Consider the following 18,058-nt stretch of genomic DNA (forward strand, 5'->3'; position numbering starts at 1 on the left):
CCGGCCCTAGTTGCCGAAGGCATTCAAGCAGGCATCGGGGGCCGGCGCCTCGCCTCGCTTGGCCCGCAGCAATTCCTGGCGCTTGCCGTCCTTGACCGGCCAGGTGTGCGAACCGGGTTTGCGCGCCTCGTCCGCCAACTGCTTGATGGAGCTCTTGCAAGCGGCTTCCTTGAGCTTCGCGCCAAGTCGGCCGCTCAGGTGAAGCCTCATCGCGGTGTCGTTCCGGTGGGCGAGCTGAAAGACGCCGACCCGGCGACCCAGGCTGACGCACATGGCGGCGATCCCCTTGCTGAAATCCGCGGGTTGTTCACCCGCTATCCGGTTGAGCACCGTGTCTGCGGCGTGCGAGCCCAGAGGAAGCGCGGCCTGGCAGCTCATCCGCAACGGCAGGTCCGAAGGGGCCGCCGCATCCCCGGTCGCGACGATGCGCGCGTCGTCCACGCTGGTCAGCGTCTCGTCAGTGAGCAGGCGCCCCAAGGCGTCGGTGCTCAGCCCGCTGCGGCCAGCCAGGTCCGGAACGCCGAATCCGGCGGTCCAGATCGTCACCGTGCTCGGCACCTCGCGGCCGTCAATGAGCTGCACGGCATCGCGTGTCACAGTGGTCACCGTCGCGCCGGGGCCGTCGAGCACGGTCACACCGAGCTTGGACAACCCCTTGGCCACCGAGCGTCGACCCCGTGGGTGCAGGTACGGACCGAGCACCCCGCCGCAGACCAGGGTCACGGTGCGTCCCAGCTCCGCCAGCTCGGCGGCCGTCTCGATGCCGGTCGGACCGGCTCCGACAACCGTCACCGAGGCCGTTGCGGGTGCATCGCCGACGACGGACCGCAGCCGCTGCGCCTCCTCCAGGCTGGCGATCGGGTAGGCGAACTCGGCCGCTCCGGGCACCCGCGGGTCGGCGCCGCCACTGCCCACCGCGTAGATCAGGTAGTCGTAGCCGACCGTGCCGCCGGTCGCCAACGTCACGCTGCGCTCCGCCGCGTCGATCCGGGTCACGGTGTCGACCACCAGCCGGACGCCCTCGGCCAGGATCTTTCGGTAGTCGACGACCGCGTCGTCGGACCCGCCCACCAGCTGGTGCAGCCGGACCCGCTCGACGAAGCTCGGGCGCGGGTTGATCAGGGTCACTGTCACGTCGTCGCGCTGCGTCAGGCGATTGGCCGCCATCACGCCGGCGTATCCGCCGCCGATCACGACCACATCAGTGTTCCCAGTCATGGTGTCTCCTCCGTGTTGGGGGTTCGGCCTCAAGGCACCGCGTGACCGATCGTTGTGACAGCGCGTGAGGCAGATCACTCCCCAGACGTAGGCTCGGCACGGCGGAGCCCTAACGGCCGGAGAGGTACCAGATCGGCTTGGGGATTGGCCGGACCTGCTGGGCTGCGGCATGGTACGAGTGCTCGGTGAGTCCTGATGGTCGCCGCCGACCCGGCGTCAGCCGGTCACGGCGTGACCGTGTTGTCGAACGTGTGAAGGCAACTGCTGATCGGGCTCGGGGTCGAGGTGGCCGGGCGGGACGATTGCGGCTGACTCAGCTGGAAGCCGCCCTGGTGATCTCGGTGCAGGCGGGACTCGCCGCAGCTCTGGCCTGGTGGATCGGACACGACGTGCTGGGCAACCCTGCGCCGATCTTCGCCCCTTCCGCCGCGGTGGGCACGATCGTCGCCGCGCTCGGCCAGCGCGCCCACCGCACGGTCGAACTGCTGCTGGGAGTCGGACTGGGCATCGCCACCACCGACTTCCTGCTGACCTTTCTGGGCACCGGATTCTGGCAGACCGGATTCATCGTCGGATGCGCCATCTTCGCCACGCTCGTGCTGTTCGGGCGCAGCGGGGCCGCCGTTGGACAGGCCGGCGGTACGGCCGTCCTGCTCGCGACCCTGGCTCCGGCGCAGAAAGACCTCGAATGGCCTCGGATTGTCGACGCGATGGTCGGCGGTGTCGTGGGCCTCGTGGTAGTCGCGTTGCTGCTGCCGCTGAACCCGATGCGGATCCTCGACCGCGACGCAGCCCCGATCTTTCAATGCCTCGCCGGTCAGCTGAGGGAGGCTTCCGCAGCGCTGGCAACAGGCGATCAGCAGCGTGCGGTTCGAGCGTTGGACGCACTACGCGGCATGGGACCCGACCTCGATCGGATGCACCAGGCGCTCAGCGGCGCCGAAGAGGTGGTCAGCCTGGCGCCTGCCCGTTGGCTGCGCCGGCAGGATGTGGAACGCTTCGCACGCGCGACCGAGCACGTGGAACGAGTCATCGAACACAGCCGCGGAGTGGCCCGCCGGTCAGCGATGGCATTGCAGTACGACGAGCCGATTCCCGCCGACCTGCCCGCCAGCGTCGGACAACTTGCCGATGCAGTCGAGTTGCTGCGCCGTGAGCATCGCGCCGGGCGCCCGACCGAGAGAACCCGACACACGGTACGCAACGCCGTTTACAAGGCTGGGCGAGCCCGAGCCCTGGGAGTCGACGAGTTCGGGGACGCGGTGGTGACCCAACTGCGCACCGCCACCAGCGACCTACTTCGAGCTGCCGGCTGCGACCCTACATCGGCGAATCAAGAGGTACGGGATGCGGCGCAGCACGGCGAGGACTCTGTTCGAGCGGGTGGTACGCCCGGATGAGTAGCGCCCACCCGCTCCGCCCGGTGGCCGCGCCGCGTCTATCCGCGCTCGACCAGCGAAATCTCAAACGGCTGCGGCCGTGGGGTGGGCACGGTCGCGTTGATGAGGCCGATGCCGTTCACGACGAAGCCTCCTCGATCCTGACAGCCGCGGTTGTGGTGTCCCCGGTAGCGTGGGTGTGGCGGGCGGGCCAGCCGAGGAACCGGTCGAACATGTCAGCGGCGCTGCCCGTCACGCTCGGATTGAGCCGGTGCAGATCGTCGATGGCGTCGTGCAGGCAGCCGGCCAGGTAAAGGAACAGGCTCACCCGGCTGTCCCGGTACTCAGCCACGAGAGCTAGCTTCGCCGCCCCGCAGGGCCATGGCTGCCCGCACCGGCGGCACAGCCACAGCGGCCGCATCGGCAGGTGCTCCACCGCGGTCGGCACGATCCGATGCGCCGACAGGCGACGCTGCTGCCCCGTCACCGGCGTACGCCCTCTTTGGCCTGCTGTTCGAACAGCCGACGCCACGCATGGGTGAGCAACGGCGGATCAGCAGGCCGCACCAGCCACTGCGAAGACGTGCACCCGGGCTCGGGGCGCCGGTACTGGTCGGCCATCGCGTTACGCGAGACGTACACCGTCATGCCGGCACCCCCGTTCGAGACGGTGAGCGGTGGACTCGCCGGGGGAAGGCGAGCCCACCGCCGCACCACGGCGGCTGGGAGCAGACCGCCGCTCACCCACCCACGCAGCCCCATGGCGGTACGCAGACGGGGCGTCACCCACACGTGAGCGGAAGTACGTGCCGCGGTAGCAGCCGACGCTCAAGGTCGGCCTGCTCGGCGACTGCCTCAGTTCGATCTCCCTTATCAGAGCTCACCTCGCACCCCCGCTCGGTAGGTCGAACTTTGTCGCCCGCCCCTCCACCCAACCGCCGAAGGCAGGCGGTTCCCAGCGCGGCAATGACGCAGAACTGACGCAGCCTCATTGCGCTACGCGGCGTGAGCTGAATGAATGGATCCGTGACGGCCAGCGGTGGAGAACGGCGTAGGCCAGGCAAGCGCCGGTATCGGCTGGCGCAGCGCCGCAAGGCGATGCGCCGGTATCGGCTGGCGCAGCGCCGCAAGGCGATCGGCCTGAGCCAGGAGCGCCTAGCCGAAGTCCTTGGCGTCGACCGCTCCACCGTCGTCCGCTGGGAACGGGCAGAAACCGATCCACAGCCCTGGCATCGACCACACTTGGCTGCGGCCCTCAAACTGTCGGTCGAGGAGCTGGCCGACCTCTTGACCGATGTCGGTCAGCCGCCGGCGCCGATCAACGAGCGTCTCGACTACGTGCTGCGGCACCCGAGCCGCGTCGACCTGGTCACCGTCGCGTACCTACGAGAGCGTGTGCAGCACCTTGATGAGCGCTACGACCGGGCGCCTTCGACGCTCCTGCTCGCCGAGGCGGGGCAGCTGCACGGTCAGGCGACCTTCCTCCGTCAGCACGCCAGGAGCGGCTCAGTACAGCGCGAACTGGCCGCAGCCGTCGCCGAGTCCGCCACGCTGATGGGTCAGCTCGTGTGGGACGCCTCCCAGCGCCACGACCACGCCGCCAGCGCCGCATACTTCGACCAGGCAATCAGCGCCGCGAAGGAAACCCGCGACGCCGTCGCCGAGGCCAACGCACTGCTCCGCAAGAGCTACCTCGCCCTCTACGGGACCAAGCGGCCGACCGCGGGCATCGCGCTGACCGCGCGCGCCGCCGCCGTCAGTCACCACGACAGCCACGTGATCGCTGGCCTCGCCCAGCTGCACCGTGCCGAGGCGCACGCGATGCTCGGCCAGGCCCAAGACTGCTCCGACGCCCTCGGCGCCGCCGAAGATCACTTCGCCTCAGCAGATCCTCGAGATCCGGCCGCTGCTCTTTTCTGTCACAGCCATCACGCCCGACTCGCGGGCTCGTGCTGGCTGTCTCTGAGCAAGCCGGCCGACGCCATCACAGCGTTGGAGAAGGCCCGACAACTCATCGCCGCACGCCGCAAGTCGACCGCCGTCGTCCTCGGCAATCTCGCCCTCGCCAGCATCCTTCATCGTGACGTCGATGCCGCCACGTCCTACCTGCACCAGACCATCGATGTCATCGAACGAACCCGCGCCGGGGGCGGCCTCAACCTCGCCTTCGCCGCGGCCCGCCAGTTGTGCCCCTGGCGCGACCAGCCTTCGGTCCAGGACGTCAACGACCGACTCCTCACCCTCATGACCCCGTAGGAGCAGCAGTTTGACCAGCATCGACCACGCCAAGCAGTCAGTTCGGCGACGGGTCTGGGACCTCCTCGAACGCGAAGGCGCCGCACCACCCGGCGTGCACGGTCACATCCCCGACTTCGCCGGCAAGGACGACGCCGCAGCCCGGCTCGCCGAGTTGGACGTCTGGAAGCGGGCACGGGTCGTCAAGTGCAACCCTGACCGGGCCCAACTGCCCGTCCGAGTACGCGCCCTCGAAGAGGGCAAGCTGCTCTACATGGCGGTCCCACGACTCGCCACACCGAAGCCCTTCTACCTGCTCGACCCCGCCGTTCTGACGGTCCCGTACGAGGCTGCCGCCACCAGCACCGGCGCGCCTGAGATCGCTCGCACAGTCGGTCTCGAAGACATGCTCCCGGTAGACCTGATCGTCTGTGGCAGCGTCGCTGTCAGCCGGCGAAACGGCGTACGGGTCGGCAAGGGAGCCGGCTACTCCGACTTGGAGATCGCACTCCTCACCGAGGCCGGACTCGTCACCACGGAAACCGTCATCGCCACCACGATCCACCAGACCCAACTCCTCGACGAGGAACTACCCCACGCGGGCCACGACTTCAGCGTCGACCTCGCGATCACGCCCACCGAGGTAGCCGCCTGCGCACCCAACCGGGAACGACCGCCCGGCATCATCGGGGCAAGCCTCCGCCCGGATCAGCTCGACAGCATCCCCGTTCTGCGCGGCTCAAGGTGGCAGCACGACCGGGACAGAACAGCGTCTCTCTAGTCTTGACTACACCCAGCACGGCACACCGGGATCCGGATGATATGACCAGGGGCCATCTGCAGATCGTTGTCTGCGGCGCCGGACCCGCCGCAGACGTGGCACAGCTGATCACCGCGGCCACGCAGGGATCGTGGACGACGACCGTCACCGCCACTCCGAGTGCACTGGACTTCATCGACGCCCAAGCGATAGAGCGATTGACCGAGCAACCGGTCCGGTCCACCTACCGGTCATCCCCCGGCACCCGTCGCTCGCTGCCCGCCGCTGACGCGCTCATCATCGCCCCCGCGACCTACAACTCCATCAACAAGATCGCCCTCGGCATCGCCGACAACTATGCCCTGACGACCGTCGCCGAGCTGATCGGCCGCCAGGTGCCAACCGTGGTCGTTCCGTTCGTCAACGCCGCCCTGGCGGCCCGCGCACCCTTCCAGCGTGCCGTGGCGGACCTTCGCAACGAGCGCGTGCGGGTCCTTCTCGGCGCCGACGAGGGATGGGAGCCTCACCCACCTGGCACCGGCGACAGTCGCCAGAGAGACTTCCCGTGGGCGACAGCATTTGACGCGGTGACCCGGCTCGCCCCCGGGGTCGAGACCGGTAGCACCGATCGCAGCTGACAACCAGCTCAGACGAGCCGGGCGCTGTAACCCGCCGCCACCAGGCGCCCGAAGGCGGCCCGTACCTCGCCCGGCATCTCCTGGGGGATGGCGAATCCGCGCTCCGCGTACACCTCGATCCGTTGCGTGTCGCCGACCAGCATGTCCACCACCCGCCGCGGGTCGCCGATGCTACGCACGTAGTCGTCAAGGTCCAGCGGATTCGACGCGCACACCACGTCGACCTCCGGCCACACCTGCTTGCAGGTGGCGTAGGCCCGGCGTTGCTGGTACGGCCGCGACATGATCAGCACTGACCGCACCGGGATCCGCCGCTCAGCCAGGAGCCGGCGGGAGTACTCCAGATTCTGGGCGGTGTTCGTCGCACGCGGCTCCACGAGAATCGACTCCGCCGGCACGCCCTGCTCAATCGCGTACTCGCGGTAGTGCACCGCTTCACCACGCGGGAACCGCTCGACGGTTGTCGGCGCGTTCGCACCGGTGAACACGATCCACGGATACAGCCCGTCGTGGAACAGGCGCGTCGCGATCACGGCGACGCCGAGGTCATGGCTGCCCAGGCCGATCCCCACGTCGCATGGGCGCAGTTCGTGGTGCATGTCGTGATAGCGCCACAGCGTCTCCACGTCCGCCCGGATCTCATCGGGGATCGACGGGGCGGGTGCCGCTGTATGCCGGTTCACCAGCACCGACCAGGCACGGCGTCACCGGATTCCCTCATGCCCGTCAGCGTAGGGGTAGGGAAGCCTGACTCCACACACCGCCTCGGCCGGTACCACCAGCGCTCGAGAGGCCCTCATGACGGAATCCGTGAGACCGTCGGAAGTCCTGGCTAGCGTCTGTCGATGAGCGGGGGCGCGTCGGCTGGTGCGGGGAACCAGAGGGCGGCGGTCAGGCCGCGCGGCTGGTTCGCGCGCATGGTGAGCCGTCCGTCGGAGGCGTCCACGAGGACCGCGACGATGGTCAGGCCGAGGCCGGCCCCGTCGACGTTCTGCACCTCCGGCGCCCGCCAGAACCGCTCGGTCGCCTGGTCGAGCTGGCTCGCCGTCATGCCCGGGCCGGTGTCGCGTACCTCCAGGCTCGTCCCACCGTCGCGGTGCCGGACCTCCACCGTGACCTCGCCCCCGGCGCCGCTGAACTTCACCGCGTTGTCGATGAGCGCGTCGAGCGCCTGGTCGACGGCGGTCGGCACGGTCCGGGCGTACGCCGGGGCGTCACCCGCCGCGAGGCGCAGCGTGACCGACCGGCGGCGGGCGAGCGGCGTCCACGCCGCGACCCGGCTGGCGGCAATCGCCGCCGCATCGACGGTGACCCGCAGGTTCTCGGTGCGCTCGGCACGGGCCAGGGTGAGCAGCGCGTCCAGGACGAGGGCCAGCCGGTCGGTCTCCTCCAGCGCGAGCTGGTGCTCCTCGCGCCCCTGCGGATCGGTGAGGGCGGGCCCCAGCTCCTCCACCCGCAGCCGCAGCGCGGTCAGCGGGTTTCGGAGCTGGTGGCTCGCGTGGGCGACGAACGCCCGTTGCCGGTCCATCACGTCCGACACCGCGTCGGCCATGTGGTTGAAGCTCGCCGCCAGCCGGCGCAGCTCCTGCGGGCCGAGCCGGTGCTGCACCCGGGCGCTCCGGTCCCCCTCGGCGATCTCGTGGGTGACCGCATCCAGCTCGGTGACCGGGCGCAGGACCCACCCGGCCAGCCCGAACGCGGTGAGCACGCAGGCCAGCACCGCGAGCAGGCCGGTGCCGGCGAGCAGCAGCCACCAGGTGGTGACCGTCCGGCGGACCGAAACGGCGGAGGTGGTGGTGACCACCGCGCCGAGCACCTCACCGCCGTCGTTGATCGGCACCGCGACGACGATCGGGCCGTCCGTCCACGGCCACACCGACTCCGGCCCGCTGGCCTGCTGGCCGGAGAGCGCCACGTCGAGGGCCGCCCGGGTGCCCGGCGCCGGGCGCCAGCTCGCCGACGCCACGATCGTACGGCGGTCGCGGTCCACGACGGCCGCGCCGATGCCGTACAGCTCGTCGTAGCTGTCCAGCTCGTTGTCGAGCGGACCGGGGATACCGCCGCGCAGCGCCGGCCCGGCCAGCGAGGCGAAACGGGTGGCGTCGGCGAGCCGGTCCGCGCGGACCCGCTCGGTCTCCCGGCTCGCCAGGGTCGCCGCCAGCGGCGTCTCCAGGGCGATCAGGACCAGCACCATCAGCAGCAGGTAGCTGATCACCAGACGGCGTCGCACCGCGCCTCACTCGCCGCGCAGCCGGTAGCCGACCCCGCGTACGGTCTCCACCAGGCGCGGATCGCCCAGCTTGCCGCGCAGCGAACCCACGTGCACCTCGACGGTGTGCCGGTCGGCCCACGTGGTGCCCCAGGCGTCCAGCAGGATCCGGTCGCGGGGCACCGCCGCCCCGGGCTGCCGGGCCAGGGAGAGCAGCACGTCGAACTCCTTGCGGGTCAGCGCCACCTCCCGGCCGTCGACGCGGACCGTCCGGGCCGCCACGTCGATGCGGACCGGCCCCACCTCGATCAGGTTCCGCTCCGGGGCCGCGTGCGCGGCGCGGCGCAGCACCGCCTCGATCCGGGCCTGAAGCTCCACCATCGAGAACGGCTTGACCACGTAGTCGTCGGCGCCGAGGCGCAGCCCGAGCACCCGGTCCCGCTCCTCGCCCCGGGCGGTCACCGCGATGATCCCGAGCTGGCTGCTGCGCCGGCGCAGCTCCCGGCACAGGTCGGTGCCGTCCCCGTCGGGCAGGGTGAGGTCGAGCAGCACCAGGTCGCAGGGGGCGGCGGAGAGCGCGGCGGCGACCGTCGCGGCGTGCTCCACCTCGTACCCCCGCCGGGTGAGCGCGGCGGAGAGCGCGGCAGCCACCCGGCGGTCGTCCTCGACCAGCAGGATGCGCACCCGGGCCCCCAATCGTCTCCGTCGCCGACCACGAATGGTGACAGACGGCGGCGTCGAGCGGGAGGGCCGTCCGCGGACAGCCTTAGGCTGCCGGTGTGATCTACAAGCTGCTGGCCACCACGGAATGGGACGACGCGCTCGCCGCCGGACACTTCACCGGCACCGCCCTGGACCACCAGGACGGGTTCGTCCACCTGTCCGGGCCGGACCAGGTGGTCGAGACCGCCCGGCGGCACTTCACCGGCGCCACCGGCCTCACCCTGCTGACCGTCGACCCGGACCGGCTGGTCGGACGGCTGCGCTGGGAACCGTCCCGTGGCGGCCAGCTCTTCCCGCACCTGTACGGGCCGCTGCCGGTCACCGCGGTGGTCGCCGCGGCGGCGCTGCCGGCGGACGTCCCGGTCGCCGACGCGGTGGCGGCGCTGGTCGGCTGAGCGGCCGGGTCGCTGCGCGGGCGACTATGCTACGCCGAGTCCGTCCGCCGGGATCGTGACGTTCCGGGCGGAGCGGGCGACGACGTCCCGGAAGGCCGTGGCTGGCGGCGCCGGGCGATCCCCGACGTGGCGCGATGCGGCGCCCCGAGAGCGATGCGAGTTGACATGACTGACACCAACGACCGGCCGCCGGTCTTCGTCCACCCCAGCGCCGACGTCGAGTCCGGCGCCCAGGTCGGTGACGGCACGAAGGTCTGGCACCTGGCCCACATCCGGTCCACCGCCCGGGTGGGCGCGGGCTGCGTCATCGGCCGCAACGTGTACGTCGACGCCGGGGTGACGGTCGGCGACCTCGTGAAGATCCAGAACAACGTCTCGGTGTACCAGGGCGTGACCCTCGAGGACGAGGTCTTCGTCGGCCCCTGCGCGGTCTTCACCAACGACTTCCGGCCCCGCGCCCAGAACCCGGACTGGACGATCACCCCGACGCTGGTCCGCCGGGGCGCCTCCATCGGCGCCAACGCCACCCTGATCTGCGGCATCGAGGTCGGCGAGTACGCCATGATCGCCGCCGGGTCCGTGGTGACCAAGGACGTCAAGCCGTACCAGCTGGTGGCCGGGAACCCGGCCCGCCCGAAGGGCTGGGTCAACGCCAAGGGCGAGGTGGTCTCCCGCGACGTGGACAACCCGCCGGCCGGTCTCGCCGAGGGCTGAGCGACGCGTACGCGAACGGGCCCCGACCGTGCGGTCGGGGCCCGTTTCCGTGCGGCAGGGACGGGTCAGCCGCCGATGACCACGCGGCGCACGTCCGCCCAGCGGGCCGGGTCGGTGACGCGCCGGCCGTCGACCAGTACGCGGACCGACGGCAGGTCGCTCGCGGCCAGGTTGCGGTACTCGGCGTGGTCGGCCTGGATCACCGCGGCGGTGACCGGCTGGCCCTCGTACGGCGGCAGGCCGTGTGCGGCCAGCTCCTCCGAGGTGTACATCGGGTCCGACACGTACGGCTTGGCGCCCCGGGCGCGCAGCGCCTCGACGGTCGGGAAGACACCGGAGAACGCGGTTTCCTTGACGCCGCCCCGGTAGCTGGCGCCGAGCACCAGCACCTCGACGCCGGTCAGGTCGCCGTACGCGGCGGCCAGCAGGTCCACGGCGTACTGCGGCATCGCCGCGTTCGCCTCGCGGGCGGAGCGGACCACCGTGGCGGCCGGGTCGTTCCACAGGTACATCCGCGGGTAGATCGGGATGCAGTGCCCGCCGACGGCGATGCCCGGCTGGTGGATGTGGCTGTACGGCTGGGTGTTGCAGGCGTCGATGACCTTGAGGACGTCGACACCGACGCTGTCGGCGAACCGGGCGAACTGGTTCGCCAGGCCGATGTTGACGTCCCGGTACGTGGTCTCGGCGAGCTTGGCCAGCTCGGAGGCCTCGGCGGAGCCCAGGTCCCAGACGCCGTTCGGCTTGGCCAGGTCGGGGCGCTCGTCGAAGTCGAGCACGGCCTGGTAGAACTCGACGCCGTGCGCGGCCGAGGCCTCGTCGACGCCGCCGACCAGCTTCGGGTAGCGGCGCAGGTCGGCGAAGACCCGGCCGGTGAGCACCCGCTCCGGGCTGAAGACCAGGTGGAAGTCCTTGCCGGCGGTCAGGCCGGAGCCCTCCTCCAGCATCGGCGCCCACCGGTTGCGGGTGGTGCCGACCGGCAGGGTGGTCTCGTAGCTGACCAGGGTGCCCGGCTTGAGGCCGCGCGCGATGGACCGGGTCGCGTCGTCCATCCAGCCGAAGTCCGGTACGCCCTCCGCGTCGACGAACAGCGGCACGACCACCACGACGGCCTCGGACTCGGCGACCGCCGCGGCGGTGTCGGTGGTGGCCGACAGCAGACCGGCGGCGACCACCTCCTTGAGCTTGACGTCCAGGTCCGCCTCGCCGGGGAACGGCACCGCACCGTCGTTGACGAGGCTCACGACCCGCTCGGACACGTCGGCACCGATGACGCGGTGCCCCTTCGACGCGAACTGCACGGCCAGCGGCAGCCCGATCTTCCCGAGGGCGACGACGCAGATGTTCATGACTACTACTTTCCTCCTAGTGGAAGCCTGCGCCGCAGGCGGGCCATCAACCGGCGCGGCGTGACGGGTGCTACGGCGATGACGAGCTGGCCCTTGTGGTTGGTGGTGGTGGTCAGGACGTGCAGCCGGGCACCGCGACGCAGCACCGCCCGCTGCGGCACCGGGCGCCGGGCCCCGCGCAGCGCGGCGACGCCGGTGGTGCCGAACGCGTCCACGTGTGCCTGGACGGTGCGCAGCTCACCGCCGGGGCCGGCACCGTCCAGCAACCGGTCCAACGGAATACGCGCCCGGACGGTCGTGCCCGTGGCGTCGGGGACGACCGAGACGGTCGCGCCGGTCACGTCGCCGGCGCCGAGCCGGACGGCCGACGCCAGCTCCGGCAGGTCGGGGCGCGGGCTGCGCGCCGTGACCAGCAGCGCCCGGGTGCCCTCGAAGGCCGCCGAGACGGTGTCCAGCCGGGCGATCCAGTCGGCGGCGGCGTCGGTGATCTCGTACCAGGCGTCGGGGATCCGCAGCTGCGGGTCCCGGAAGCCCGGGTAGCCCGCGTACCAGCGGTCGCCGTCGACCACCGCGGGCGGGATGCCCAGCTCGGCGTCCTGCCGGATCACCGCGAGCAGGTGGTCGGTGTCGCCGTACCGGGCGGCGGCCAGGCGGACCCGCGCCTCGATCGGCAGGCGGTCCCGGATGCGGTCGGTCAGGTACCCCTCGGCGAGGGCCCGGACGCCCGCGACCACCCGGTCCTGGACGTCGCGCTCCAGCCGCAGGAAGTCGTTCTCCAGCAGCTTGGCGATCTCCCAGGTGAAGTGGCGCAGCAGCACCGCGTCCCGCGCCGGGCCGGCCTCGATCAGCTTGGCCACGAACGTGACCAGGTCCTCGGCGCAGCGCAGCCGCTCCAGGTGGCGGCTCTTGTAGGTAATGTTGCGCGCGTTGAGCCGGCGGACCGCGAAGTAGTAGTCGTAGTCGGCCAGGACCGAGATCCGGCGGGCCCGGACGCAGGCCTCGATGGTGAACGGCTGGTCGCTGCCGACCGGCATGTCCTCCGGGTAGCGCAGCCCGTACCGCTCGATCAGCTCCCGGCGGAACAGCTTGGTGTTCGACAGGGACCAGGGCAGGGGCGAGTCGAACAGGTTGACGTCGGCGGCGGTCTCGGCGTAGATCGCCTGGTGGATGTAGCGGCTGTTCACGCCGACCAGGCGCCCCAGCACCACGTCGGAGTCCCACCGGTCGGCGGCGGCGACGAGCCGCTCCAGCGCCTCCGGGCCGAGGTAGTCGTCGGAGCCGATGAAGAAGACGTACCGGCCGGTGGCCAGCTCCAGCGCGCGGTTGCTCGGCCCGGCCGGGCCACCGGAGTTGGGCTGGTGCACCACCTTCACGGTGCCCGGGTAGAGCCGGGCGAACCGGTCCAGCTCCCGGCCGCTGCCGTCGGTGGAGCCGTCGTCGACCGCGATGACCTCCAGCCGGTCCCGCCCGATCGTCTGCTCCACCAGGGAGGTCAGGCACCGGGTGAGGTACGGCATCGTGTTGTAGACCGCGGTGACGACCGTGACGTCGGGCGCGGTCACGTGCCGACCCCGAGCGCGGGCCGCGGGTCGCCCGGGGCGGGCTCGCCGGCACGGCCCGGCGCGGGCGGGCGACCCGGCAGCAGCCGGCGGTAGACCGAGTCCAGCACCTCGGCCTGCGCCTCCCACGTCCAGCTCTGGAGCAGACCCGGCCGGTCGTACGCGGCCCGGTAGCGCTCCGGGTCGGCCAGCACCGCGGTGACCGCGCGGACGTAGTCGGCCACGTCCTCGGCCCGGAACACCTCGCCCTGGCCGGTGGAGCGGACGGTGCCCGCCATCGTCTTCACGTCGCTGACGATCATCGGCAGCCGGGCGTGCGAGTACTCGAAGAACTTGGTGATCAGCGCGATCTCGTGGTTGGGCCAGTGGTGGATCGGGATGACCCCGGCGTCCGCCCCGGCCAGGAAGGGCACCACCTGCCAGTGCGCCACGTACGGCAGGGCGTGCACCCGGTCGGCGACGCCGAGCTTCGCGGCGCGGGCCAGCACCCCCGACACGTACGGGCCCTCCGGCTTGTTGACCACCAGCGCGACGTGGACCCCGGGCAACTGCGGGAGCGCGTCGACCATGATGTCCAGGCCGCGCTGCCGGGCGGCGGCACCGCTGTAGACGAGCAGCGGCACGTCCGGGCCGACACCGCAGAGGGCGCGCAGGTCCGGCGCCGGGGCGTCCGGGTCGAGGTCCTCCGAGCCGGCCGCCGGGGCGTTGAGCACGACGTCCGGCGTCTGCGCCAGCCCGTGCTCCCGCTGGAGCAGCTCGGCGAGACCGTCGGAGACCGTCACCACCGCGTCGGCGTACGGCGCGTACTCCCGCTCGTGCGCCTTGTGGGCGGGCAGCCAGCGGGCGTTGTCCTGCCACGGCTTGAGCCCGGGCAGGAACTCGTGGGCGTCCCACACCACCTTGACGTCCCGTCCGGCCGCGGCAGCGCGGATCTTGGCGCGGGCGGCCACGCCGAGCATCCGGAAGTCGTTGGCGTGGATCAGATCGGGCCGCAGCTCGTCGACCACCGGTCCGTACGCCAGCTCGTAGTCCCACAGGCCCGGCTCCAGCCGCCGCCAGGCGCCGTCGCCCTTCACGGCCTGCCAGAACATCGTGTACGCCCGGTCCCACGGATTGCGGAAGCGCCGCCGGCGGCGGGCCTGGGTGAGCATCCAGTAGCGCGCCGACACCCACTTGCCGGCCACCCGCGCGGCGACCTGCTCGGCCCGCAGGGCCCGCCGGCGCAGGCCGAGCCGGGGCGTCGCCGGGTCGGCCAGCGCGAGCTTCGCCGCCCGTACCGCCAGGTCCGCCCGCCAGGCCTTGACGCTCTGCTGCCGGTGCGCGGCGATCCCGCTCGGCGGGTACGCCAGCGGCCAGCGCAGCCAGGCGCGACGGAACTCGTGCCGGCGGCGGGCGAGCGGGGCGGGCATGGCCAGCAGGCGCACCTCGGCACCGCCCAGCCGCCAGGTCTGCGGCAGGCCACCCGGGGACCGGCCCAGCAGGACGACGTCCCACCCGGCGTCGGCGGCCGACCGGGCGGCCTTCTGGACCCGGGAGTCACCGTTGACGCCGTTGTCGACCAGCATGACCACGCGCCCTCGGCTGCTCCGCGCTCCGGAAGCGTCGCCCGATCCCATCCCGTTGATCTCCGTCCCTGCCTGCACGTCGCTCGCGAACGTCGGCGAGTCTACGGCAAGCCGGGCCGCGTCAGCCCGCAGTGCGGGAGCCCGCCCTGACCTGCGGAGGAGCGCCAGAGGGCGGCCCGGCGGGTCGGAGCCGTCGATGCCGCCGCCCCGTGACGTATCGTGGCCCGGGGTCCCCGGGTGCCCGGGGCGGCCCCCCGCAGTCGGTCACTGACCGGTCAGTCATGCTACAACCGGCAGTTATCCGGACAGTCCATGTCACCGCACGCCAGGAGTAGACCCTCGTGAAGGTTGTCAGCGTCGTCGGCGCCCGCCCGCAGCTGGTGAAGCTCGCCCCCATCGCCGCGGCGTTCGCCGGGACCGCCCACGAACACGTGATCGTGCACACCGGCCAGCACTACGACGCGAACCTCTCCGACGTGTTCTTCTCCGGGCTCGGCATTCCCGACCCCGACGTGCACCTCGGGATCGGCTCGGGCAGCCACGGCGTGCAGACGGGCAACATCCTGGCCGCGCTCGACCCGGTCTTCGCCGAGGCCGCCCCGGACTGGGTGCTGGTCTACGGCGACACCAACTCGACGCTCGCCGGCGCCCTGTCGGCCGTGAAGCAGCACATCAAGGTGGCGCACCTGGAGGCCGGGCTCCGGTCGTTCAACCGGCGGATGCCGGAGGAGCACAACCGCATCCTCACCGACCACGCCGCCGACCTGCTGCTGGCCCCCACCGAGGAGGCCATGCGGCACCTCGCCACCGAGGGCCTCGCCCGCCGGTCGGTCCTGGTCGGCGACGTCATGGTCGACGTCTGCCTGAACATCCGCGACGCAATCCAGCGGGGCGAGCACCTCGCGCCCACCCTCCCGGAGGGGATCGACCCGCGCGCGCCGTACCTGGTCGCCACCCTGCACCGGCCGGACAACACCGACGACCCGCGCCGGCTCACCGCGCTGGTGGAGGCGCTGGCCGGGCTGAGCGTGCCGGTCGCGCTGCTCGCCCACCCGCGGCTGGTCGCCCGCGCCGAGGAGTACGGCGTCAAGCTCGCCCAGGGCGCGGTGCACGTCGGCCAGCCGCTGCCGTACGCCGGTCTGGTCTCCGCCGTCCTGGGCTCGGTCGGCGTGGTGACCGACTCCGGCGGCCTCCAGAAGGAGGCGTACCTGCTCGGCCGCCCGTGCACCACGCTGCGGCCGGAGACCGAGTGGGTGGAGACCCTGGAGAGCGGCTGGAACGTCCTCGTCCCGACCCCGGCCGACCTGGGGCCGCGGTGGGCGGACGTGGCCACCCGGCCGGCGCCCGAGGCCCCTCGCGGCACCCCGTACGGCGACGGGCGGGCCGCCCACCGCGTCGTCGAGGTGCTCGCGGAGCGCGCGGGCTGACCGGGCCGGCCGCCGGCGGCTACCGGTGCCGGAGCGGCCGGCGTACGGTAGCCGGCGACCTGCCCGCGCGGCGGTCGACGATCGGAGGGCTCCCATGACCACGCGCCGCCTGTCCCCCCGCCGGCTCGTCCGGACCGCCGTCACCCGCACCCTGACCGGGATGACCGCGCCCCGCGTGTTGCGGCACCGCGCGGCGGAGCGGCTGTGGCGGGGGCTGCTGGCGGGCCCCGGCCTGCCCGAGAAGGCGCGGGTCGCGGCCGCGGAACGCGTGCACGCGGGCCTGGTCGACGCGGGCCGGGTGCCGGCCGCCCACTCCTCGGCCACGGCCGTGCAGCGGCGGGTCGCCTCCCGGGTGCGGCAGGCCCGGCTGCTCGACACGCTGGCCCGGGCCGAGCTGGGCGCCGGGCTGGTGCCGCGCCGGTTCGCCGAGACGTGGCGGGCCGGTTTCGAGGTGGCCGACGCCTGGTACGGCGAGGGCCGTTCCGGGCCGGCCGCCCGCCAGCTCGCGCGCACCATGCCGCTCGGCTTCCACCGGGTGCTGCACTTCGACCGGCTGACCTCGCCGATGGCCGAGGACGCTGCCGGTTTCCTGGCCCCGCTGCACGGCAGCCGGGCCGCCGCCGCGCTCACCGCGGCGCGCCGGTCGACGCCGCCCGCGGCACCGCCCACCGATCGCCCGCTGCGGCTGCTCTTCGCCACCTGCGCCAACGACAACTTCCTCCGCGAGATCCGTGACCGGTACGCGGCGATGCCCGATGTCGAGGTGCGCTTCCTGGACGTCGCCGCCGACCCCGACCGCCGGCCGATGAACAGCCAGACCGGCCGCATGATCGAGCAGCTGCTGGCCGGCGGCACCGCGTACGGCGACGAGGTCGAGCGGTGGCTGCGCCCGCACCTGGACTGGGCGGACACGGTCTTCGTCGACTGGAGCGTGTCGACGGCGGTGCTGTTCACGATGATCGACCCGGGCACCACCCGGATCGTCGTCCGGCTGCACAGCTTCGAGCTGTACAGCCTGTGGCCGCACCTGGTGAACTTCGCCCGGGTCGACGACCTGGTCTTCGTCTCCGAGCACTTGCGCGAGCTGGCCCGCTCGGTGATCCCGGCGCTGTCCGGGCCCAACCCGCCGCGTACCCACGTGCTCACCAACGCCATGGACCTGCGGCCGTTCCGGCGACCCAAGACCGACTCGGCGCGGTTCACCCTCGGCCTGGTCGGCATCGGCGCGGTCGCCAAGGACCCGGGCTGGGCGGTCGAGGTGCTGCGCGAGCTGCGCGCCGTCGACCCGCGCTACCGCCTGCTGCTGGTCGGCTCGCCGATCGACCCGTCGGTGAGCGCCGCGGCGGCGCGCTACCACGGGGAGCTGGCGCCGGCCCTGGCCGAGCTGCGCGCCGCCGGTGCGGTGGAGGAGCTGGGGCACACCGGCGACGTGCCCTCGGTGCTGAGCGGGATCGGCGTGATCCTCAGCAGCTCGGTGCGGGAAAGCTTCCACTGTGCCCTGGTGGAGGGCGCGGCCAGTGGCGCGGTCCCGGTCGTGCGGGACTGGCCGTTCTTCGACCGGGGGGCGCGCGGCCTGTTCCCGGAGGACTGGGTGGTCCGGACGCCGAAGGAGGCCGCCGCCCGGATCCTCGCCACGACCGCCACCGAGGCGGCGTGGCGGAAGGTCGGCTCGGCGGCCGCCGACCACGCCCTGGCGACGTGGGACTGGACGGTGACCCGGCACGGCTTCGACGAGCTGTTCCTCGGCGGGCGCGTCGACCGGTAGGGCACCGCCCGGCGGGAGCCGGCCGGGCGCGGCGGGCGCGTCGACCGGTAGGGCACCGCCCGGCGGGAGCCGGCCGGGCGCGGCGGGCGCGTCGACCGGTAGGGCACCGCCCGGCGGGAGCC

General features: G+C 72.4%; 17 protein-coding genes. 8 read left to right on the plus strand and 9 right to left on the minus strand.

Translation table 11 applies throughout. The features are described 5' to 3' along the window. Positions 1–6: 6 nt before the first annotated feature. Positions 7–1,218, minus strand: coding sequence for an NAD(P)/FAD-dependent oxidoreductase (locus ACTMS0_RS16930; protein ID WP_441156154.1), 1,212 nt, complete (start codon positions 1,216–1,218; stop codon positions 7–9). A gap of 302 nt (positions 1,219–1,520) precedes the next feature. On the opposite strand from ACTMS0_RS16930, the gene ACTMS0_RS16935 reads away from it, so the two are divergent. Continuing rightward, complete coding sequence (locus tag ACTMS0_RS16935) at positions 1,521–2,618, plus strand: FUSC family protein (protein WP_441156155.1); 1,098 nt, start codon at positions 1,521–1,523, stop codon at positions 2,616–2,618. Between the two features lie 118 nt (positions 2,619–2,736). Here ACTMS0_RS16935 and ACTMS0_RS16940 read toward each other — a convergent pair whose 3' ends face one another. Then, a complete protein-coding gene (locus tag ACTMS0_RS16940) occupies positions 2,737–3,084 on the minus strand; it encodes a hypothetical protein (RefSeq protein WP_441156156.1) in 348 nt (115 codons plus the stop codon). Continuing rightward, a complete protein-coding gene (gene amcA / locus ACTMS0_RS16945; RefSeq protein WP_441156157.1) occupies positions 3,081–3,245 on the minus strand; it encodes a multiple cyclophane-containing RiPP AmcA in 165 nt (54 codons plus the stop codon). Before amcA ends, ACTMS0_RS16940 begins: the two co-directional genes overlap by 4 nt. A 378-nt stretch (positions 3,246–3,623) precedes the next feature. On the opposite strand from amcA, the gene ACTMS0_RS16950 reads away from it, so the two are divergent. From ACTMS0_RS16950 to ACTMS0_RS16960, 3 genes are read left to right on the plus strand one after another with little or no spacing between them, the layout of a single operon-like run. Next, on the plus strand, positions 3,624–4,853 hold the full coding sequence (locus tag ACTMS0_RS16950; RefSeq protein ID WP_441156158.1) for a helix-turn-helix transcriptional regulator: 1,230 nt from the start codon (positions 3,624–3,626) through the stop codon (positions 4,851–4,853). A 10-nt stretch (positions 4,854–4,863) separates the two neighbouring features. Then, complete coding sequence (locus ACTMS0_RS16955; RefSeq protein ID WP_441156159.1) at positions 4,864–5,613, plus strand: 5-formyltetrahydrofolate cyclo-ligase; 750 nt, start codon at positions 4,864–4,866, stop codon at positions 5,611–5,613. A 41-nt stretch (positions 5,614–5,654) separates the two neighbouring features. Further along, entirely contained in the window at positions 5,655–6,230 is a 576-nt protein-coding gene (locus tag ACTMS0_RS16960) for a flavoprotein (protein ID WP_441156160.1), read from the plus strand. An 8-nt stretch (positions 6,231–6,238) separates the two neighbouring features. Here ACTMS0_RS16960 and ACTMS0_RS16965 read toward each other — a convergent pair whose 3' ends face one another. The 3 genes from ACTMS0_RS16965 to ACTMS0_RS16975 form a co-directional block, all read right to left on the minus strand. Continuing rightward, positions 6,239–6,919 (minus strand): YdcF family protein, encoded by a 681-nt coding sequence (locus ACTMS0_RS16965; RefSeq protein WP_441156161.1) that lies wholly within the window; start codon positions 6,917–6,919, stop codon positions 6,239–6,241. Positions 6,920–7,062: 143 nt separating this feature from the next. After that, the gene (locus ACTMS0_RS16970) at positions 7,063–8,460 is read right to left on the minus strand and encodes an ATP-binding protein (protein ID WP_441156162.1); all 1,398 of its coding nucleotides are present in this window, start codon (positions 8,458–8,460) and stop codon (positions 7,063–7,065) included. A 6-nt stretch (positions 8,461–8,466) separates the two neighbouring features. Beyond that, complete coding sequence (locus ACTMS0_RS16975) at positions 8,467–9,123, minus strand: response regulator transcription factor (protein WP_441156163.1); 657 nt, start codon at positions 9,121–9,123, stop codon at positions 8,467–8,469. A gap of 95 nt (positions 9,124–9,218) precedes the next feature. Here ACTMS0_RS16975 and ACTMS0_RS16980 point away from each other — a divergent pair, with 95 nt between their 5' ends. Both ACTMS0_RS16980 and ACTMS0_RS16985 read left to right on the plus strand, forming a co-directional pair. After that, on the plus strand, positions 9,219–9,557 hold the full coding sequence (locus tag ACTMS0_RS16980; protein WP_441156164.1) for a DUF952 domain-containing protein: 339 nt from the start codon (positions 9,219–9,221) through the stop codon (positions 9,555–9,557). Between the two features lie 165 nt (positions 9,558–9,722). After that, positions 9,723–10,271 (plus strand): acyltransferase, encoded by a 549-nt coding sequence (locus tag ACTMS0_RS16985; RefSeq protein ID WP_441156165.1) that lies wholly within the window; start codon positions 9,723–9,725, stop codon positions 10,269–10,271. Positions 10,272–10,336: 65 nt separating this feature from the next. Here the strand turns inward: ACTMS0_RS16985 and ACTMS0_RS16990 are convergent, their stop codons facing one another. From ACTMS0_RS16990 to ACTMS0_RS17000, 3 genes are read right to left on the minus strand one after another with little or no spacing between them, the layout of a single operon-like run. Beyond that, a complete protein-coding gene (locus tag ACTMS0_RS16990) occupies positions 10,337–11,620 on the minus strand; it encodes a nucleotide sugar dehydrogenase (protein ID WP_441156166.1) in 1,284 nt (427 codons plus the stop codon). A 5-nt stretch (positions 11,621–11,625) separates the two neighbouring features. Further along, positions 11,626–13,182, minus strand: coding sequence for a glycosyltransferase family 2 protein (locus ACTMS0_RS16995; RefSeq protein ID WP_441156167.1), 1,557 nt, complete (start codon positions 13,180–13,182; stop codon positions 11,626–11,628). Continuing rightward, positions 13,179–14,744, minus strand: a complete 1,566-nt coding sequence (locus tag ACTMS0_RS17000; protein WP_441156168.1) for a glycosyltransferase family 4 protein — start codon at positions 14,742–14,744, stop codon at positions 13,179–13,181. Before ACTMS0_RS17000 ends, ACTMS0_RS16995 begins: the two co-directional genes overlap by 4 nt. Positions 14,745–15,085: 341 nt before the next feature. On the opposite strand from ACTMS0_RS17000, the gene wecB reads away from it, so the two are divergent. Together wecB and ACTMS0_RS17010 are read left to right on the plus strand one after the other, a co-directional pair. Then, positions 15,086–16,171 carry a non-hydrolyzing UDP-N-acetylglucosamine 2-epimerase gene (gene wecB, locus ACTMS0_RS17005; protein ID WP_441156169.1) on the plus strand — a complete coding sequence of 362 codons (1,086 nt, stop codon included), beginning with the start codon at positions 15,086–15,088 and terminating at the stop codon, positions 16,169–16,171. A 94-nt stretch (positions 16,172–16,265) separates the two neighbouring features. Beyond that, positions 16,266–17,936: a glycosyltransferase gene (locus ACTMS0_RS17010; RefSeq protein ID WP_441156170.1), complete on the plus strand. Its 1,671-nt coding sequence runs from the start codon at positions 16,266–16,268 to the stop codon at positions 17,934–17,936. The last annotated feature ends 122 nt before the right edge of the window (positions 17,937–18,058 follow it).

The sequence above is a fragment of the Micromonospora sp. H33 genome, from assembly GCF_052068455.1.
Lineage (GTDB): Bacteria > Actinomycetota > Actinomycetes > Mycobacteriales > Micromonosporaceae > Micromonospora.

Excerpts from the sequence above, each read along its gene's own strand:
- ACTMS0_RS16930 (WP_441156154.1), bottom strand. The coding sequence starts at position 1,218 with ATGACTGGGAACACTGATGTGGTCGTGATCGGCGGCGGATACGCCGGC.
- amcA (WP_441156157.1), bottom strand. The coding sequence starts at position 3,245 with ATGACGGTGTACGTCTCGCGTAACGCGATGGCCGACCAGTACCGGCGC.
- ACTMS0_RS16960 (WP_441156160.1), top strand. The coding sequence starts at position 5,655 with ATGACCAGGGGCCATCTGCAGATCGTTGTCTGCGGCGCCGGACCCGCC.
- ACTMS0_RS16985 (WP_441156165.1), top strand. The coding sequence starts at position 9,723 with ATGACTGACACCAACGACCGGCCGCCGGTCTTCGTCCACCCCAGCGCC.
- ACTMS0_RS16990 (WP_441156166.1), bottom strand. The coding sequence starts at position 11,620 with ATGAACATCTGCGTCGTCGCCCTCGGGAAGATCGGGCTGCCGCTGGCC.
- ACTMS0_RS17000 (WP_441156168.1), bottom strand. The coding sequence starts at position 14,744 with ATGCTGGTCGACAACGGCGTCAACGGTGACTCCCGGGTCCAGAAGGCC.
- ACTMS0_RS17010 (WP_441156170.1), top strand. The coding sequence starts at position 16,266 with ATGACCACGCGCCGCCTGTCCCCCCGCCGGCTCGTCCGGACCGCCGTC.